Annotated in this window: 12 protein-coding genes and 1 pseudogene; 8 read left to right on the top strand and 5 right to left on the bottom strand. The window is 65.3% G+C overall.

Annotated features, from left to right (window positions below; translation table 11 throughout):
• Positions 1-99: 99 nt before the first annotated feature.
• The gene (gene cysZ, locus OO306_RS22670; RefSeq protein ID WP_027594431.1) at positions 100-828 is read right to left on the bottom strand and encodes a sulfate transporter CysZ; all 729 of its coding nucleotides are present in this window, start codon (positions 826-828) and stop codon (positions 100-102) included.
• Positions 829-1,157: 329 nt separating this feature from the next.
• Here cysZ and trxB point away from each other — a divergent pair, with 329 nt between their 5' ends.
• Positions 1,158-2,120, top strand: a complete 963-nt coding sequence (gene trxB, locus OO306_RS22665; protein ID WP_099428332.1) for a thioredoxin-disulfide reductase — start codon at positions 1,158-1,160, stop codon at positions 2,118-2,120.
• 180 nt (positions 2,121-2,300) lie between these two features.
• On the opposite strand, the pseudogene OO306_RS22660 reads toward trxB, so the two are convergent.
• Both OO306_RS22660 and nadC read right to left on the bottom strand, forming a co-directional pair.
• Positions 2,301-2,399: pseudogene (locus OO306_RS22660) on the bottom strand (nicotinate-nucleotide diphosphorylase (carboxylating)); the annotation flags it as partial.
• A gap of 73 nt (positions 2,400-2,472) precedes the next feature.
• Complete coding sequence (gene nadC, locus OO306_RS22655; RefSeq protein WP_027594429.1) at positions 2,473-3,321, bottom strand: carboxylating nicotinate-nucleotide diphosphorylase; 849 nt, start codon at positions 3,319-3,321, stop codon at positions 2,473-2,475.
• 241 nt (positions 3,322-3,562) lie between these two features.
• Here nadC and OO306_RS22650 point away from each other — a divergent pair, with 241 nt between their 5' ends.
• The 4 genes from OO306_RS22650 (at position 3,563) to OO306_RS22635 (ending at position 9,449) form a co-directional block, all read left to right on the top strand.
• Positions 3,563-5,737: a DUF1631 domain-containing protein gene (locus OO306_RS22650; protein WP_265969977.1), complete on the top strand. Its 2,175-nt coding sequence runs from the start codon at positions 3,563-3,565 to the stop codon at positions 5,735-5,737.
• Between the two features lie 88 nt (positions 5,738-5,825).
• Positions 5,826-6,392: a 1,6-anhydro-N-acetylmuramyl-L-alanine amidase AmpD gene (gene ampD, locus OO306_RS22645; protein WP_085274092.1), complete on the top strand. Its 567-nt coding sequence runs from the start codon at positions 5,826-5,828 to the stop codon at positions 6,390-6,392.
• Complete coding sequence (gene ampE, locus OO306_RS22640; RefSeq protein ID WP_099428335.1) at positions 6,389-7,219, top strand: regulatory signaling modulator protein AmpE; 831 nt, start codon at positions 6,389-6,391, stop codon at positions 7,217-7,219. The genes ampD and ampE overlap by 4 nt, the downstream gene beginning before the upstream one ends.
• 217 nt (positions 7,220-7,436) lie before the next feature.
• Positions 7,437-9,449 (top strand): methyl-accepting chemotaxis protein, encoded by a 2,013-nt coding sequence (locus tag OO306_RS22635; protein ID WP_265969976.1) that lies wholly within the window; start codon positions 7,437-7,439, stop codon positions 9,447-9,449.
• Positions 9,450-9,576: 127 nt separating this feature from the next.
• Here the strand turns inward: OO306_RS22635 and OO306_RS22630 are convergent, their stop codons facing one another.
• Together OO306_RS22630 and cra are read right to left on the bottom strand one after the other, a co-directional pair.
• Entirely contained in the window at positions 9,577-10,353 is a 777-nt protein-coding gene (locus OO306_RS22630) for a TatD family hydrolase (protein WP_186681767.1), read from the bottom strand.
• A 2-nt stretch (positions 10,354-10,355) separates the two neighbouring features.
• Entirely contained in the window at positions 10,356-11,351 is a 996-nt protein-coding gene (cra, locus tag OO306_RS22625; protein WP_027594423.1) for a catabolite repressor/activator, read from the bottom strand.
• A 277-nt stretch (positions 11,352-11,628) separates the two neighbouring features.
• Here cra and ptsP point away from each other — a divergent pair, with 277 nt between their 5' ends.
• The 3 genes from ptsP to OO306_RS22610 are packed head-to-tail and all read left to right on the top strand — an operon-like array spanning position 11,629 to position 17,164.
• The gene (gene ptsP, locus OO306_RS22620; RefSeq protein WP_265969975.1) at positions 11,629-14,481 is read left to right on the top strand and encodes a phosphoenolpyruvate--protein phosphotransferase; all 2,853 of its coding nucleotides are present in this window, start codon (positions 11,629-11,631) and stop codon (positions 14,479-14,481) included.
• Positions 14,481-15,428: a 1-phosphofructokinase gene (gene pfkB / locus OO306_RS22615; protein ID WP_265969974.1), complete on the top strand. Its 948-nt coding sequence runs from the start codon at positions 14,481-14,483 to the stop codon at positions 15,426-15,428. The genes ptsP and pfkB overlap by 1 nt, the downstream gene beginning before the upstream one ends.
• Positions 15,425-17,164 (top strand): PTS fructose-like transporter subunit IIB, encoded by a 1,740-nt coding sequence (locus OO306_RS22610; RefSeq protein ID WP_265969973.1) that lies wholly within the window; start codon positions 15,425-15,427, stop codon positions 17,162-17,164. The genes pfkB and OO306_RS22610 overlap by 4 nt, the downstream gene beginning before the upstream one ends.
• The last annotated feature ends 274 nt before the right edge of the window (positions 17,165-17,438 follow it).

Raw genomic sequence — 17,438 nt, 5'->3', positions numbered from 1 at the left:
CTTGTGCTGCGAAGAGGCCGGTACTAGCCACAGACAGGTATTGTCAGTAATGGCCTCTTCGCAGCGCAAGGCTGCTCCTACACAGGGCTGCGTTTGGATTTAGTCGCGTTCACGCACCCAGAACAACGTAGCCCCCGCCACTGCGGCCGGCATCATCAGTACGTTCACCACCGGCACCATCAGCGCCAGGTAGGTGATGCCGCCAAAGCCCAGCGACTGCCAGCGCTTCTGGCGCAACCAGGCGAGCATGTCCTGCCAGCTCATCTTGTTGTTGTCCGCCGGGTAGTCGATGTACTGGATAGCCATCATCCACACACCAAAGATCAGCCACAGCGGCGCGGCGACCACGTTGACCACCGGGATCAGCGACAGGATGAACAGGCCGATGGCCCGTGGCAGGAAGTAACCCAGCTTGCGCATCTCGCGGCCAAAGGTACGCGGCACCATGGCCACCAGCTCGGCCCAGCTGAAGGCAGGGAAGTTGTCTTGGCCGCGCACCACCACTTCGACCTTCTCGGCCAGAAAACCGTTGAACGGCGCCGCGATGACGTTGGCCACCAGGGTAAAGGTGAAGAACACCATCAGCACCACCAAGGCGACGAACAGTGGCCACAGAATGTAGGTGAGGAAGCTCAACCAGCTGGGCAGGGTTGGCATCAGGGCGTCGACCCAGACACTGAACTGATGGCCGGCAAAGTAGATCAGGCCACCAAACAGCAGCAGGTTGACCGCCAGGGGCAACAGCACGAACAACCGCAGGTTCGGGCTCAGCACCAGTTTCAGGCCTTCGCGCAGGTACTGGGGGCCAGAGAGGACAGGGGCTTGCATCGAGACACTCCGAACAGAAGGAAAACGCGCTGACCTTACCGAGTTTGTCGCGCCGACGAAAGGCGGCCGATGTTGGCGAAATCGGCTGTAACAAAAGCGCCAGTGCGTTTTTCGTGAATGAAATTGCTGGATAGACAATGCCTATGAGGTGGATTGTCGAAGGATATTTCCTTAATCTTTGCGACCTCGCTACAGTGCGCTCAACTTTTAGGTTTTGGATCGACGCGTAGTAGCCTTCCCCAAGGTTGCGTGGGTCCTTTTTAAATTCCAGCTGGCACCGCCGGCACACCGATGCTGGCCCCGTGCGGCCGGCTCGACAGGAGTTCGACATGTCTGAAGTACGTCATTCGCGCGTCATCATCCTCGGTTCCGGCCCTGCCGGTTACAGCGCCGCAGTCTATGCCGCCCGTGCCAACCTCAAGCCACTGCTGATCACTGGCATGCAGGCCGGTGGCCAGCTGACCACCACCACCGAAGTCGACAACTGGCCGGGCGACCCCCATGGCCTGACCGGCCCAGCCCTGATGCAGCGCATGCAAGAGCACGCCGAGCGCTTTGAGACCGAGATCGTCTTCGACCACATCAACGCTGTCGACCTGGCCAACAAGCCGTTCACCCTGCAGGGTGACAGTGGCACTTATACCTGCGACGCACTGATCGTTGCCACCGGCGCCAGCGCTCGTTACCTGGGCCTGCCGTCGGAAGAAACCTTCATGGGCAAGGGCGTTTCGGCCTGCGCTACCTGTGACGGCTTCTTCTACCGCAACAAGCCGGTAGCGGTCGTCGGCGGCGGCAACACTGCCGTTGAAGAGGCTCTGTACCTGGCCAACATCGCCAGCAAAGTGACCCTGGTTCACCGCCGCGAAACCTTCCGCGCCGAGAAGATCCTGGTCGACAAGCTGAATGCCCGTGTGGCCGAAGGCAAAATCGAGCTCAAGCTCAATGCCACCCTGGACGAAGTGCTGGGTGACAACATGGGTGTGACCGGTGCGCGCCTGAAGAACAACGATGGCAGCAGCGATGAAATCAAGGTCGACGGCGTGTTCATCGCCATTGGCCACACCCCGAACACCTCGCTGTTCGAAGGCCAGCTGACCCTCAAGGACGGCTACCTGGTGGTCAACGGCGGCCGCGAAGGCAACGCCACTGCCACCAACGTCGAAGGTGTGTTCGCTGCGGGCGACGTGGCGGACCACGTTTACCGTCAGGCCATTACCTCGGCCGGCGCAGGCTGCATGGCCGCACTGGACGTCGAGCGCTACCTGGACGGCCTGGCCAACGCCGCGTTCTGATCCACGCCCGGAAAAAGCCGGCCATTTGGCCGGTTTTTTTATGCCTGAGATTTGCTGCGCCTGTGCGGCCCTCTTCGCGGGTAAACCCGCTCCCACAGGGGGCGCACATTACTCAAGCCTGCGGTGATCCTGTGGGAGCGGGTTTACCCGTGAAGAGGGCGGTACAAGCACCGCGTCCTCTCAGAGGCTCAAACGCATCGACAGGTCTACGGCCTTCACATCCTTGGTCATCGCACCAATGGAGATGTAGTCGACGCCGGTCTCCCACAGGGGGCGCACATTACTCAAGCCTGCGGTGATCCTGTGGGAGCGGGTTTACCCGCGAAGAGGGCGGTACAAGCACCGCGTCCTCTCAGAGGCTCAAACGCATCGACAGGTCTACGGCCTTCACATCCTTGGTCATCGCACCAATGGAGATGTAGTCGACGCCGGTCTCGGCAATCACCCGCAAGGTGCTCTCGTTGACGCCGCCGCTGGCCTCGAGTTTGGCCTTGCCCGCAGTGATGTGCACCGCTTCGCGCATTTCGTCCAGGGTCAGCTCGTCGAGCATGACGATATCCGCACCCGCATTCAGCGCCTGGCGCAGTTCATCCAGGCTTTCCACCTCGATTTCCACCGGCTTGCCAGGGGCGATGCGGTGCGCTGCCGCCACTGCCTCGGCCACGCCGCCGCTGGCGGCGATGTGGTTTTCCTTGATCAGGAAGGCATCGTAAAGGCCGATGCGGTGGTTGTCGCAACCGCCACAGGTGACCGCGTATTTCTGCGCCAGGCGCAGGCCGGGAAGGGTCTTGCGGGTGTCTAGCAGGCGCACTTGGGTACCTGCGACCAAGTCGGCCAGAAAGCGTGCGCGCGTGGCGACGCCCGACAGCATCTGCAGGAAGTTGAGCGCGCTGCGCTCACCACTGAGCAGCGAGCGTGCCGGGCCTTCCAGGTGGAACAGCGGCTGGTTGGCCAGCGCGCGGTCGCCATCGGCCACTTGCCAGTGCACCGCCACCCGCGGGTCGAGCTGGCGGAACACGGCGTCGACCCAGGCGGTGCCAGCGATCACGCAGTCCTCGCGGGTAATGATGGTCGCCTTGGCCAGGCGTTCGGCCGGGATCAACTGCGCGGTGATATCGCCACTGCCGATGTCCTCCAACAGTGCACGGCGCACGTTGGCTTCGATTTCAGCGGTCAGGTCGGCGAGGCGTAGGTTCGGCATGGTCGGCTCCACAAGCTAGATGCCCGCGATTATAGGGCAGGGGAGCGGTGTGTACAGGGCCATGGCCGGTGACCTTTGGTCGGCCCGTCTGAGCATCTGGCCGAATACAGGGTCATTTCCCAGCAAGCGAAACGGCGCTGGCAGCTGTCCGTTTTTTTGCCGATAATAGTGACCAGTATTTGGCGTCATAGCTTTGACGATTCTTTGCCCGTGGGGCAAGCAAGCCTGCAAGGAGTTAGGGATGCATAAAGAAGGCAAGGTGGTGCCCCTGGCGGCAGCCATCGACCGAGGGGCGCGCACGCCTCTGCCTTGCCTTCCGGTATTGCTCCTGCAAGTGCGCGACAAAGCCGCGCTGCAATTGCGCCAAGGCCTGCAGGCCTTGTTCGACAACACCGACGTCACCCTCTTCGAGATGGCCGACAAGGCCGCTGAGCGCTGCGACCAGAATCTGTATTTCGAAGCGATGCGCGACGTGCGCCTGAAGCGCAAGAGCATCGAGCGCGGTTTTCTCGACACCTTCCATCACACCTTCGCCAGCCTCGGCCGGGCAGACCCTCTGGGCGGCCTGGGTGAAGCGCAGGGTTCAGGCAACAAGGCGCAGCGCGAGCGTGCATCCGCCATCGACGGCATGGTCGCGCGGGTGCTCTCGCGAGACGGCCTTGCCCTGCAGCAACTGGGCTTGCGCTTGCAGGCATTGCTCGATCGCCCAGTGGGGGAGCAGCAAAACCCCGTGGGCCCCGCTGCGCTGTGCGGCTATTTCCTCGAAGCGGGCCGCAACCTGGGGGTCGGGCTGCGGGTCAAGCTGATCCTCTTGAAGCTGTTTGAACGCTACGTGTTGCGTGATGTGGAAGTGCTCTACGCAGAGGCTAACCAGCTGCTGGCCGCGGCCGGTGTGCTGCCCGAACTGCAGCCTGCGCCGCGTCGGCGCGCCGAGGATCGGTGCCTGAGCGCCGGGCGCCGGCCGTCCAGCTTGGAGGCGCAAGGGGCGCTGGGCGCGGACAGTGCCGGGCAAGCGTATTTTGCTTCACTGCAAACGCTTCTGGCCCCCGCGCGTGGGCAGATCGCGCCGCGATTGCAGCGGGTAGCCGCTGCCCAGCCGATCAGCACCGCCGACCTGCTGCGCCTGCTTTCGCACCTGCAGCACTATGTGCCCGCCACGCAGGCGGCGGATGACTTCGCGCTTGGCCAACAGATGGAACAACTCTTGTTGCGCGTCAGTGTGCGCAGTGGCACGCGTCGGCGCATCGCCACGGCCGATGAAGACATGATCAACCTGATCGGCCTGCTGTTCGATTTCATCCACAACGACGACAACTTGCCCGCCAGCCTACGGGCATTGATCGCGCGTTTGCACATCCCGCTGCTCAAGGTCGCGCTGCTCGACAAGGGGTTGTTCAGCCGCGCCAACCACCCGGCCCGGCGCTTGCTCAACGAGATCGCGGGTGCCGCGATCGGTTGGCAGAGCAGCGCCGAAGGGCTGCGCGACAGTTTGCATGTACGGGTGGAGCGTATCGTTCAGCGTCTGCTCAACGACTTCACCGATGACGCCTGCCTGTTCGCCGAGCTGCTCGACGAGTTTCTCGCCTTCAGCCAGGACGAGCGGCGCCGCCACGAGTTGCTCGAACAGCGTACCCGCGACGCCGAAGAGGGCCGCGCGCGAACCCTGCAGGCCCGCCAGCAGGTGCAGCAGGTGCTCAACCAGCGTCTGCGCGGGCGGGTGCTGCCGCACGTGGTGGTGCAGATGCTGGTGCAGGCCTGGAGCCAGGTGCTGCTGCTGGCGTGGCTCAAGCAGGGCGAAGGGTCCGAGGCATGGCGCAACGGCCTGGCCACCCTGGACACGCTGCTCGCCAGTATCGCCCCGCACCATGACCCGCAGGCCTGTCAGCAACTGCTGCAACAGGTGCCCGGCCTGCTCAAGGCCTTGCGCGAAGGCCTGGCAGGCGTGGCGCTGGACTCCACCGCCACCCGTGACTTTTTCCAGCAGCTTGAGCAATTGCACCTGCGCGCTTGCTCGGCGTCCGAAGGGCACAGGGCCGATGACCCGCCCGTGCTGGACGAGGTGCTGGTGGACGAGGACATCGTGCTAGCGCTTGCCGAAGAGCCCGCCTGCGCCCCCCTGCACGTTGTCGACGGCAATGCCTCGGCATTGCGCCAGGTGCAGCGCCTGCGTATCGGCAGCTGGGTCGAGGTGTTCGATGAAGACGACCCATTGCGCTGCAAGCTGGTGGCGCGCATCGACAGCAACGATCGGCTGGTGTTCGCCAATCGCACGGGCATGAAAGTGCGTGAGTGGAACACCGGCAGCCTCGCCCAGGCGCTGCACCGGGGAGAGGTGCGGGTGCTCGATGACGGCGCGCTGTTCGAGCGGGCGCTGGAGTCGGTGCTCGAAGGGCTGCGGCAACAGCAGGTCCATTGAGTCATCATTACAATGATTCACATGCAAACGGCCGCGGACGCAGGGCATACTGCTGCTCTGTACCCGGCGTTTTTTCAGGATCTGCCCCATGCAATTGGACCGTGCCACCGGCTGGTTCCACGGAATCACCCACTGCCCGTCGCCCAACTTCAACGCGCGCCCCGAGGGCGAGTCGATCTCCCTGCTGGTGATTCACAACATCAGCTTGCCGCCGGCGTGTTTCGGCACCGGCAAGGTTCAGGCATTCTTCCAGAACCGCCTGGACGCCCATGAACATCCCTATTTCCAGAGCATCTGCCACCTGACGGTTTCGGCGCACCTGTTCGTCGAGCGCGATGGCGCCGTCACCCAGTTCGTGTCGTTGCTCGACCGCGCCTGGCATGCCGGTGTCTCGTGCTTCGACGGGCGCGAGGGCTGCAACGACTTCTCCATCGGCATCGAACTCGAAGGCACTGACGACCTGCCATACACCGATGCCCAGTACACCACGCTGGCGCAGCTGACCCGGCAGATCCGCGACGCCTGGCCGGTCATCAGCCTTGAACGCATCCAGGGCCACAGCGACATAGCACCGGTGCGCAAGACCGACCCAGGCCCGGCCTTCGACTGGGGCCGCTATCGCCAAACCGTGAAGGATAACGAGGACAACTCATGAGTTTTCTGGTTTTGCTGTTGGCGCTGTGGGTCGAGAAATTCTCGGCACTGCGCCATCGAATACAGCGCGATGGTTTTTTCCTCGGTGAACTGGTGCGCCTGGAGCGCAGCGGCAAGGTGCAGCCGTGGTGGACGTTGGCCATTCTGGTGCTGGCGCCGGTAGCGGTGCTGGCCTTGCTGCTGCATGTGCTGGAGCCCGTCGCCTATGGCCTGCTGGCATTGCCGGTGCACCTGCTGGTGTTGATCTACAGCCTGGGCCGCGGCGATGCGAAAGCGGCGCTGGGGCCGTTTCGCGATGCCTGGCGGCGAGGTGACGATCAGGCCGCCCTGCACGTGGCCGAGCGCGACCTGGGCCTGGTGGCCGACGAGCCTCACAGCCTGCTGGTGAGGGTGCAGGGTTACCTGCTGTGGCAGGCCTACCAGAGCTTCTTCGCCGTGATCTTCTGGTATTTCGTGCTCGGCCCAGGCGCTGCCTTGGCCTATCGCCTGCTGGCGCTGTGCGGCGAGCACAGCAAGCAGCCCGCGCTCAAGGCGCGTGCCGAGCAACTGCGGCACATCATGGACTGGCTGCCGGTGCGGGTGATGGCCTTGAGCTTTGCGCTGGTCGGCAACTTCGTCGCGGTGACCCGCGTGATGCTGCACGAGCTCCTTAACTGGCACATCAGCGCCGGCCACCTGGTGGCCAGGGTTGGGCGCATTGCCGACGATATCCCCGAGGAAGAAGACAGCCAGCGTGGCCTAAGCCGGCTGGACAGCCTTTGGGAATTGCTGCTGCGCTGCGCGGTGCTGTGGTATGCCGGGTTTGCGTTGTGGACGGTGCTGGTCTGACCTCACCGCCGTAACACGCGCCCTGTAGGAGCAGCCTTGTGCTGCGAAGAGGCCAGTAGCACCACCCCTGAATCTTCGGGATGCAACTGGCCTCTTCGCAGCACAAGGCTGCTCCTACCGGGGCTTAACCATAAGTTACAAACCTCCGATTCGATCTGCGGTATACACGTGGCACTGTGCTACCCCGTAGAACAATAAGAATCCAAGGAGGTGCCCCGTGAAGCGTCTGCTTTATCCGGCCATCGCACTGATGAACCGGCTGAGCTTCGGTCAGAAGTTCAGCCTTGTCAGCGTCCTGTTTTTCCTGCCCATGCTGGTCATCAGCGGCTACCTGGTACGCGATGCGTACCAGCAGTTTCAGGCCACCCGCGCCGAGCTGCAGGGCATTGCCCCCCTGCGCGAAAGCCTGGCCCTGCGCGCAGGCTTCGAAGCCTTGGGCAGCCTCCTGCAGATCAATGCCGTGATCGGCCAGGCGGGCCAGGCCGGTGATGTTGAATCGCGTATTGCTGCGTTGCAGGGCAACGTGCAGGAGCATCTCCAGGCACTGCATAGCGACGACCCGCAGCTGGAAGCCAAGCGCGAGGACTTGGCCGATGCTTTTGCCCGCGCCCGCGAAGAGTCCTCGCTGCAGAACAAAACGGCGTTGTTCGACGCCTTGCTCGCCCAGGCCCAGGTGCTGACCCGCCTGGTGGCCAGCCAATCTGGCCTGAGCCAGGACAGCCAAACCTCGGTGCGGCAACTGAACGACCTGCTTGGTGTGGCGACGGCGCAGGTCACCCAGGCCCTGGCGGACGGGCAGGCGATGGGGGCCATTGCCCTTGGGCGTGGCTTCATGGATTCGTCCGGCAGCGCGCGCTTCGAAGATTTGCTGCAGCGCCTCGAGCGCCTGGCCACCGACTACGCACTGCGTTTGGAGGACGCCCTGGGCAGTGACCCCGCGGCCAAAGCGGCCCTGGCCAGCAGCGCCCAGGCCAGCCAGGCGACGGTCAGGCAGGCCGCCGCGTTATTCGAAACGCAGGTGGTGGTGGCCGAGACTTTGGACGCGCCCTGGCCTGCGTTCTATCAGCAAACCCATGAGCTGATGGGGCACACCTACCGCCTCAACGAGGCCATTCTCATGCACCTGCAGGGGCAACTGCAGGACCGGCTGGGCGAGCAACAGTGGCGCATGATCGGCCTGGTGGCGGTGCTGGCCGGTGTGTTCGCGCTGATTGTGTACCTGTACAGCGGGTTCTACGTCTCGACCCGGGCGACCCTGCGCCAGCTCGGCAAGGCGATGGGCAAGGTCGCCGACGGCGACATGACGGTCAGCTTCCAGGCCCGCAGCCGCGACGAGTTGGGCGAGCTGGGGCAAGGTTTCAGCAACACCGTGCAGCGTATCCGTGGCCTGATCGACCAGGTTGGCCGCACCGTGGTGGCCGTCGAAGAACAGGCCAGCCAAGTGTTGGCGGTGTCAGTGCGGAGCAACCAGGCGGTCAGTGGCCAGCGTGAGCAAATCGAGCAAGTGGCCACGGCCATGAACCAGATGAGCGCCACTGCCCAGGAGGTCGCACGCAGCGCGGCTTTGGCTGCCGATGGCGCGCAACAGGTCAACCAGGAAAGCGCCAGTGGCCGCGGCCTGGTGCAACGCCAGCAAGGCAGCATCGACCGGCTGGCTGCCGAGATCGACCAGAGCGTGGGGGCCATCAATCAGCTAGCCAGTGACAGCCAGGCCATCGGGCGGGTGCTTGAAGTGATCCGCAGCATTGCCGAGCAGACCAACCTGCTGGCACTCAACGCCGCGATCGAGGCCGCGCGCGCCGGGGAGCAAGGCCGAGGCTTCGCGGTGGTCGCCGATGAGGTGCGCACCTTGGCCAGGCGCACCCAGGACTCGACCGCAGAGATCGCGCAGATGATCCAGCGCTTGCAGGAGGGGGTCGCAGCGGCGGTCAGTGCCATGGGCAGCAGCCACCAGATGGCCGCTGGCACCGTCGATGAAACGCGACAGGTGCAGCAGGCGTTGGGCAATATTTTGGGTGCGGTGGGCAGTATCGTCGAGCAGAACCAGCAGATTGCCGCTGCCGTGGAGCAGCAGACCGCCGTGGCGCATGACATCGACCAGAACATCGTGGCGATCAACAGCGCCGCGCAGGACACCACCGAAGGAGCCTGCCAGACCGAGGAGGCTAGCCGGGCATTGTCTGCTCAGGTGGTGGAGTTGAAACGGTTGATCGGGGCGTTCAGGGTTTAATGAGGCTATCTCTGTAGGAGCAGGCTTGTGCTGCGAAGAGGCCGGTTTGGCTGTAGAGAGGCTGTGGCGGTAATGGCCTCTTCGCAGCGCAAGGCTGCTCCTACAGCGCTAGCGCCGGGGCAGTTAGCTACCAGCCAAATAACTCACAGGCATTCTTGCTGCTGGCGTCAGCCAACACGTCCACCTCTATGCCGATCACCTCAGCCAGCGCTGCGGCAATCTCCGGCAGGTGCTCCGGGCTATTACGCTGCCCGGGGTACATCACCGGGGCCATGTCTGGCGCGTCGGTCTCCAGCACTACGCTTTCCAGCGGCAGCCGGGCAAGGGTCTTGCGCAAGCGCACTGCCTGCGGCCAGGTAGCCGCCCCGCCAAGCCCCAGGCGGAAACCAAGCTTGATGTACTCGCGCGCCTCTTCATAGCTGCCTGCAAAGGCATGGATGACCCCAGCCCGGGCCGGCTTGTAGCGCTTGAGCGTGGCGATCACCTGGGCATGGCTACGGCGCACATGCAGCAAGGCCGGCAGCTCGAAATCGCAGGCCATCTGCAGTTGTGCTTCAAACAGCGCCTGCTGGCGATCCTTGTCCAATGCTTCCAGGTAGTAATCCAACCCGAACTCACCCACGGCGCACAGGCGCGGGTCGCCGCGCAGGCGCTCCAGCCAGTCGCGCAGCTGGGCAAGGTGCTCTGGGCGATGCTGGCCCAGGTAAACCGGATGCAAGCCCAGGGCAGCAGCCACACGCGTGTCGGCGCAGGCCAGGTCCCACACCCGCTGGAAATTCGCCTGATACACCCCCAGCACCACCATGCGTTCCACCCCGCGCGCCGCCGCATTGGCCAGCAGGCGCGAGCGGTCGGCGTCGAAGTCGGGGAAGTCCAGGTGGGTGTGGGTGTCGATCAGGCGCATGTTCAGGCCGCTGGGATACGTTGCTTGAAGGTTCGACCGATGGCGTGCACGCCGGGCTCGTAACGCTCTTCCTCGATGGCTGCCAGGGCCAGCTCTAGCGCAGTGGCAGCGATCAGCCCGTGCTGTTGGGCCATGGCGTTGACCGGAAGCGGCAGGAAGTCGAGCAACTGGTTGTCACCGAAGGTGCCCAACTGCAGCTGGCGCGAGTCGGCGGGGCGCGCCTGCAAGGTGTCGAACACGCCCTGCAGCAGCACGTAGGAGGTGGTTACCAGGGCATCCGGCAGGCCACCCTGTTCGTCGATCAGTTGCTGCATCAGGCGCTGACCGCATTCACGGCTGAACGCCTCCCCCTGATAACGGCGCACCTCACCTGCATAGCCTTGCAGGGCTTCGTCGAAGCCGCCGGCACGGGCCTGGCTGACTGAAAGCTCCGGGCGGGCGCCAATCAGGGCGATGCTGCGCGGGGCTGCGCTGAGCAGGCTGGCGGCCAGCTGACGGCTGGCGTCGCGATCATCGCTGATCACCGAGCAGAAGTGTGCGGGGTCCAGGCGACGGTCGATGGCGATCACCGGCAGGCCCTTGTCTTGCAGCTCACGGTAGCTGTCGTCTTCCACAGGCAAGCAGCTGGCGACGAACAGGGCATCGCAACGACGGGCGCGGAATAGTTGCTGCAGCTGGCGCTCGCTGTCCGGCTGGTCATCGCTGCTGGCAATCAGCAACTGATAGCCACGGGCCCGGGCGCCTTGCTCGAGCTGCTTGGCGATGCGGGCGTAGCTGGGGTTCTCCAGATCCGGGAGAATGAAGCCCAATGTGCGGGTATGTCGGCTGCGCAGGCCGGCGGCTTGCGGGTTGGGCGTGAAGCCATGGGCCTCGACCACTGCGCGCACGCGCTCGACAGTGCTGCTGCTGATGCGCTGCTGTTCGGCCTTGCCATTGATGACGTAGCTGGCAGTGGTCACGGACACACCGGCCAGACGGGCGATATCGCTGAGTTTCACCGAATTTTCCTTGTTATTACCGGGGCTGGCTGCGAGGCCAGACCGGATAGTTTGACCCGGAGCTGCGCTCGCGCGCAGACGACCATTGTCGCAATTGTCCGACAGGATGGGGCTTTTTCCTCGGGAGATTATCGAGTAACGTGGCCGCCTGGTCAGATTAATCGTTTCAGCTGCCAAATTTTCTGCCTCGGCTGCCATCTGCGCAAGGCTGTTCAACTGGCCATTTTCGACAACAATACCTCAGTGCCCCACCTGGGTACTGCAAAAGGAGAAGGGCATGCTCGAGCTCGCCACAGGGCAAATAGCCATGGGCCAGAAGGCCGCGGACAAGGCCGAGGCCTTGCGCCTGCTGGCAGATCAGCTGGTGGCCGACGGCCTGGTCGCCGAGGGCTACCTCGCAGGGCTGCAGGCCCGCGAGGCGCAAGGCTCGACCTTCCTCGGGCAGGGCATTGCCATCCCGCATGGCACGCCGCAGACCCGCGACCTGGTCCACACCACCGGTGTGCGCTTGCTGCAGTTCCCCGAAGGCGTGGACTGGGGCGATGGCCAAAGGGTCTACCTGGCCATTGGCATCGCCGCCCGTTCCGATGAACACCTGCGCCTGCTGCAATTGCTGACCCGTGCCCTGGGCGAGACCGACCTGGCCGAGGCGCTGCGCCGGGCCAGCTCTGCCGAAGCCTTGCTCAAACTGCTGCAAGGCGCGCCACAGGCGTTGGCGTTGGATGCGCAACTGGTTGGCTTGAACCTGCCCGCCGAAGATTTCGACGAGCTGGCCTGGCGTGGTGCGCGCCTGCTGCAGCGCGCCGGTTGCGTCGACAGTGGCTTTGCCGCCGTGCTGCAGCAGGCCGAGCCTTTGCCACTGGGCGAGGGCCTGTGGTGGCTGCACAGCGAGCGCCAGGTGCGCCAGCCGGGCCTGGCATTCATCACCCCGCAGCAACCGCTGCGCTATCGCGATCAGCCGCTCAACGGCCTGTTCTGCCTGGCCAGCCTCGGCGCCGCTCATCAGGCTTTGCTCGAGCGCTTGTGCGAAGTGCTGATCGAAGGGCGCGGGCAGATGCTCTACCAGGCCACCAGCAGCCGTGCGGTGCTGCAGGTGCTGGGCGGTGAGGCGCCGGCGGATTGGCCCAGCGCGCGCATCGTGTTGGCCAACCCCCATGGTTTGCATGCCCGCCCGGCCAAGGTGCTGGCGCAACTGGCCAAAGGCTTCGAGGGCGAAATCCGTGTGCGGCTGACCGACAGCGCGCAGCCAGCGGTGTCGGTCAAGAGCCTTAGCAAGCTGCTGAGCCTCGGCGCCCGCCGTGGCCAGGAGCTGGAACTGATTGCCGAACCGGCCATCGCCGCCGATGCCTTGCCAGCGCTGCTGGCGGCCATCGAAGCGGGCTTGGGCGAGGACGTCGAGCCGCTGCCACAAAGCTCCGCACCGCTAGCCAGCCTGCCGCTCGAAGTGCTTCAGGCACCCGCCGCAGGCAGCCGGATCCAGGGTGTAGGCGCGGCGCCTGGGATTGCCAGTGGCCCGGCGCACGTCTGCGTCGAGCGCGACATTGATTACCCCCTGCGCGGCGAATCCCTCGCCCAGGAACGGGCCAAGCTGCGCGAGGCCTTGGCAACGGTGAACAGCGAGCTGCACAACTTGGTGCAGCGCAGCGACAAGGCCATCGGCGAGATCTTCGTCACCCACCAAGAAATGCTCGCCGACCCGGCGTTGGCCGACGATGTCGAGCAGCGCCTGGCCCAGGGCGAAAGCGCCCCGGCGGCGTGGATGGCCGTGATCGAGGCGGCAGCCCGGCAGCAAGAGTCGCTGCATGACGCCTTGCTCGCCGAACGGGCCGCTGACCTGCGCGACATCGGCCGGCGCGTGCTGGCCCAGTTGTGCGGCGTGCAGGCGCAGGTCGAGCCCGAACAGCCCTATGTGCTGGTGATGACCGAGGTCGGCCCTTCCGATGTGGCCAGGCTGGACCCGAGCCGGGTCGCCGGTATCGTTACCGCCCAAGGCGGCGCGACGGCCCACAGCGCCATTGTCGCGCGTGCCCTGGGCATTCCGGCAGTGGTCGGCGCCGGTGCGTCGATTCTGCTGCTCGAGGCCGGCACGCCATTGCTGCTCGATGGGCAACGCGGTGTGGTCAGTGTTGCGCCAGCGGCCGCCGAGCTGCAGCGTGCCCTGGCCGAGCGCGACCAGCGCGAACAGCGCTTGCAGGCAGCCTGGGCCCATCGCCATGAACCGGCAGTCACCCGCGATGGCCATGCGGTCGAGGTTTTCGCCAACATCGGTGAGAGCAGCGGTATCGACAAGGTGGTGGAGCAGGGCGCGGAAGGTGTCGGGCTGCTGCGCACCGAACTGATTTTCATGGCCCACCCCCAGGCACCCGACGTCGCCACCCAAGAGGCCGAGTACCGCCGCGTGCTCGATGGCCTGGGTGGCCGGCCCCTGGTGGTGCGCACCCTGGATGTCGGCGGCGACAAGCCGCTGCCGTACTGGCCGATCGCTGCCGAAGACAACCCCTTCCTCGGCGTGCGCGGCGTGCGTTTGACGTTGCAGCGCCCGCAGGTCATGGAAGACCAGTTGCGCGCCTTGCTGCGCGCCGCTGACCAGCGCCCGCTGCGGATCATGTTCCCGATGGTCGGCCAGGTGCACGAATGGCGTGAAGCGCGGGCCATGGTCGAGCGCCTGCGTTTGGAAATCCCTGTGGCCGACCTGCAACTGGGGATCATGGTCGAGGTGCCCTCGGCAGCCCTGCTGGCGCCGCAGTTGGCCCGCGAAGTGGACTTCTTCAGCATCGGCACCAACGACCTGACCCAATACACCCTCGCCATCGACCGTGGCCACCCGAGCCTGTCGGCCCAGGCCGACGGCCTGCACCCGGCCGTATTGAGCCTGATCGACATGACCGTGCGCGCTGCCCATGCCGAAGGCAAGTGGGTGGGCGTGTGCGGTGAGCTGGCCGCCGACCCGCAGGCGGTGGCCGTGCTGCTTGGCCTGGATGTTGACGAGTTGAGCGTCGCCGCCCGCAGCATTGCCGAAGTCAAAGCCCTGGTTCGCCAGGTCGATCACCAAACGGCCCGCGCCCTGGCGCGCGAAGCCTTGCAACAAGACAGCGCCGCGGCGGTTCGCGCGCTGGTGGAGCGTTACTGATGGCCAAGATCCTCACCCTTACCCTGAACCCGGCGCTGGACATCACCATCAGCCTCGATACCTTGCGCCCGGGGCACGTCAACCGCAGCCAGGCCCAGCACAGCGATGCGGCGGGCAAAGGGCTGAACGTTGCCCAGGTCTTGGCCGACCTTGGCCACAGCGTCACCGTGGGCGGCTTTCTCGGGCAGGACAACCTGCAGCCGTTCGAGGCCTTGATCGCCTGGCGCGGCTTTGCCGATTGCTTTGTCCGCGTGCCGGGCGAAACGCGCAGCAACATCAAGCTGGTCGAAGCTGACGGCCGCGTGACCGATATCAACGGCCAGGGGCCAGAAGTCGATGAAGCCGCCCGTACCGCGTTGCTGCGGCGGCTGGAACAGATCGCCCCAGGGCATGACGCGGTAGTGGTGGCCGGCAGCCTGCCACGGGGTATCAGCCCCGAATGGTTCCGCCAGTTGCTCGAGCAACTCAAAGCTCAGGGCCTCAAGGTCGCCCTCGACAGCAGCGGCGAAGCCTTGCGCGTCGGCCTGCAAAGTGCGCCTTGGCTGGTCAAGCCCAACACCGAGGAATTGGGCGAGGTGCTGGGCCTGGCCGTACAAACCCCAGCGCAGCAACGCGCGGCTGCTGAGCGGCTGCTGGCCAGCGGTATCGAGCATGTGGTGGTGTCGGCCGGCGAACACGGCGTCAGCTGGTTCGCCCGCGACCTCGCCCTGCATGCCCAGCCGCCCACGGTGCGGGTGGCCAGTACCGTGGGTGCGGGGGATTCGCTGGTGGCTGGCATGGTCGACGGCCTGTTGCGTGGCGAGGCGCCGGCGCAGACCTTGAGCCGCGCTACCGCCATTGCCGCCCAGGCCGTGACCCAGGTCGGCTTTGGCATACGTGACCGCGAGCAACTGGCACGCCTTGAAGCCGGCGTGCAACTGACAGAACAACAAGAGGGTTGCCGATGAACATTGCCATTGTCACCGCCTGCCCCAACGGCCAGGTGTCCAGTGTGCTGAGCGCACGCTTGCTGGCGGCAGCTGCGCAGCGCCGTGGCTGGAGCACCCGTGTCGAGGTACAGGACGCCGAGCACCCCGAGCGGCAACTGACGGCGGCCCAGCTCGCCGAGGCCGATTGGGTACTGGTAGTCAGCACCGGGCCGATCGACCTGGCCCGCTTCGTCGGCAAGCGCGTGTACCAGAGCACGCCGTCCCAGGCCCTGGCCGACCGTGAGGGGTTCCTCGACGAGGCGGCGGCCAACGCCCAGCTGTTGGCGGATACGCCCGACAGCCCGGCAGCGTTGAGTGGCGCTGGCGTGCGGATTGTCGCCGTCACGGCGTGCCCGACCGGCGTCGCGCACACGTTCATGGCTGCCGAAGCCTTGCAGCAGGCCGCGCAGCAGCAGGGCTATCAACTCACCGTGGAGACCCAGGGCTCGGTGGGGGCACGCAACCCGCTGTCCGCCCAAGCCATCGCCGAAGCCGACGTGGTGCTGCTGGCCGCCGACATCGAAGTCCCCACCGCACGGTTTGCCGGCAAGCGCATTTACCGCTGCGGCACCGGCATCGCCCTCAAGCAGGCACGCGCCACCCTGGACAAGGCCCTGGCTGAAGGCAAGGTCGAGAACGCTGCAGATGCCGCGGCGGCCTCCGCTACCGGCAAGGGTGAAAAGACCGGCGTGTACAAGCACCTGCTCACTGGGGTGTCGTTCATGCTGCCGATGGTGGTGGCGGGTGGCCTGTTGATCGCCTTGTCGTTCGTGTTCGGCATTGAGGCCTACAAAGAGCCGGGCACCTTGCCGGCAGCGTTGATGCAGATCGGCGGCGAGGCGGCGTTCAAACTGATGGTGCCGCTGTTGGCCGGTTACATCGCCTGGTCCATCGCCGACCGCCCGGGCCTGGCGCCCGGCATGATCGGAGGGTTGCTGGCCAGCACCCTGGGCGCGGGCTTCATCGGCGGCATCATCGCCGGTTTTCTCGCCGGCTACAGCGCCAAGGCCATTGCCCGCTGGGCACGCTTGCCGAGCAGCCTGGAGGCGCTCAAGCCGATCCTGATCATTCCGCTGTTGGCCAGCTTGTTCACGGGCCTAGTGATGATCTACGTGGTTGGCCAGCCGGTGGCGGCCATGCTCGAAGGGCTGACACAGTTCCTCGACAGCATGGGCACCACCAATGCCATCCTGCTGGGGTTGGTACTCGGCGGCATGATGTGCGTCGACCTGGGCGGCCCGATCAACAAGGCCGCTTATGCGTTTTCGGTGGGCCTGCTGGCCTCGTCGAGCTATGCCCCCATGGCGGCGACCATGGCCGCTGGCATGGTGCCGCCCATCGGCCTGGGCATTGCCAGCTTCCTCGCCCGGCGCAAGTTCGCCCAAAGTGAACGCGAGGCGGGCAAGGCCGCGTTGGCACTGGGGCTGTGCTTCATCTCTGAAGGTGCCATCCCGTTTGCCGCCAAGGACCCGCTACGGGTGATCCCGGCGAGTGTCGCCGGGGGTGCCTTGACCGGTGCACTGTCGATGTACTTCGGCTGCAAGCTGATGGCGCCGCACGGTGGCCTGTTCGTGCTGCTGATCCCCAATGCCATCAACCATGCGTTGCTCTACCTGCTGGCGATTGTCGCCGGCAGCTTGCTGACGGCCGTGGTGTATGCGGTGATCAAGAAGAGCGAGCAAGTGGAACTGGCCGTCGCGCCGGTGAAAGGCTAGCCCCACCCAGCCGCGAACTGCGTAGGAGCAGCCTTGTGCTGCGAAGAGGCCATCACTGCCTAACAAAATGTTCAGCCATACCGGCCCTTTCGCAGCACAAGGCTGCTCCAACACGTCAAGCACAAGCCTGACTTCCGCATAGCACACGACAAAACCCCACCCACAAGTGGGCAGGGCCCATTCGCTGTTCGAGCTGCCAAGTGGTGGGGGGGGGGGGGGGGCGGGGGGGGGGGGGGTGGGGCGGCGGGGGCGGGGGGGGGGGCGGGGGGGGGGG

Source organism: Pseudomonas sp. DCB_AW, from assembly GCF_026240895.1.
Lineage (GTDB): Bacteria > Pseudomonadota > Gammaproteobacteria > Pseudomonadales > Pseudomonadaceae > Aquipseudomonas > Aquipseudomonas kermanshahensis.
This window is presented reverse-complemented; position numbering and strand designations above follow the sequence as displayed.

Excerpts from the sequence above, each read along its gene's own strand:
- cysZ (WP_027594431.1), bottom strand. The coding sequence starts at position 828 with ATGCAAGCCCCTGTCCTCTCTGGCCCCCAGTACCTGCGCGAAGGCCTG.
- trxB (WP_099428332.1), top strand. The coding sequence starts at position 1,158 with ATGTCTGAAGTACGTCATTCGCGCGTCATCATCCTCGGTTCCGGCCCT.
- nadC (WP_027594429.1), bottom strand. The coding sequence starts at position 3,321 with ATGCCGAACCTACGCCTCGCCGACCTGACCGCTGAAATCGAAGCCAAC.
- OO306_RS22650 (WP_265969977.1), top strand. The coding sequence starts at position 3,563 with ATGCATAAAGAAGGCAAGGTGGTGCCCCTGGCGGCAGCCATCGACCGA.
- ampD (WP_085274092.1), top strand. The coding sequence starts at position 5,826 with ATGCAATTGGACCGTGCCACCGGCTGGTTCCACGGAATCACCCACTGC.
- ampE (WP_099428335.1), top strand. The coding sequence starts at position 6,389 with ATGAGTTTTCTGGTTTTGCTGTTGGCGCTGTGGGTCGAGAAATTCTCG.
- OO306_RS22630 (WP_186681767.1), bottom strand. The coding sequence starts at position 10,353 with ATGCGCCTGATCGACACCCACACCCACCTGGACTTCCCCGACTTCGAC.
- ptsP (WP_265969975.1), top strand. The coding sequence starts at position 11,629 with ATGCTCGAGCTCGCCACAGGGCAAATAGCCATGGGCCAGAAGGCCGCG.
- pfkB (WP_265969974.1), top strand. The coding sequence starts at position 14,481 with ATGGCCAAGATCCTCACCCTTACCCTGAACCCGGCGCTGGACATCACC.
- OO306_RS22610 (WP_265969973.1), top strand. The coding sequence starts at position 15,425 with ATGAACATTGCCATTGTCACCGCCTGCCCCAACGGCCAGGTGTCCAGT.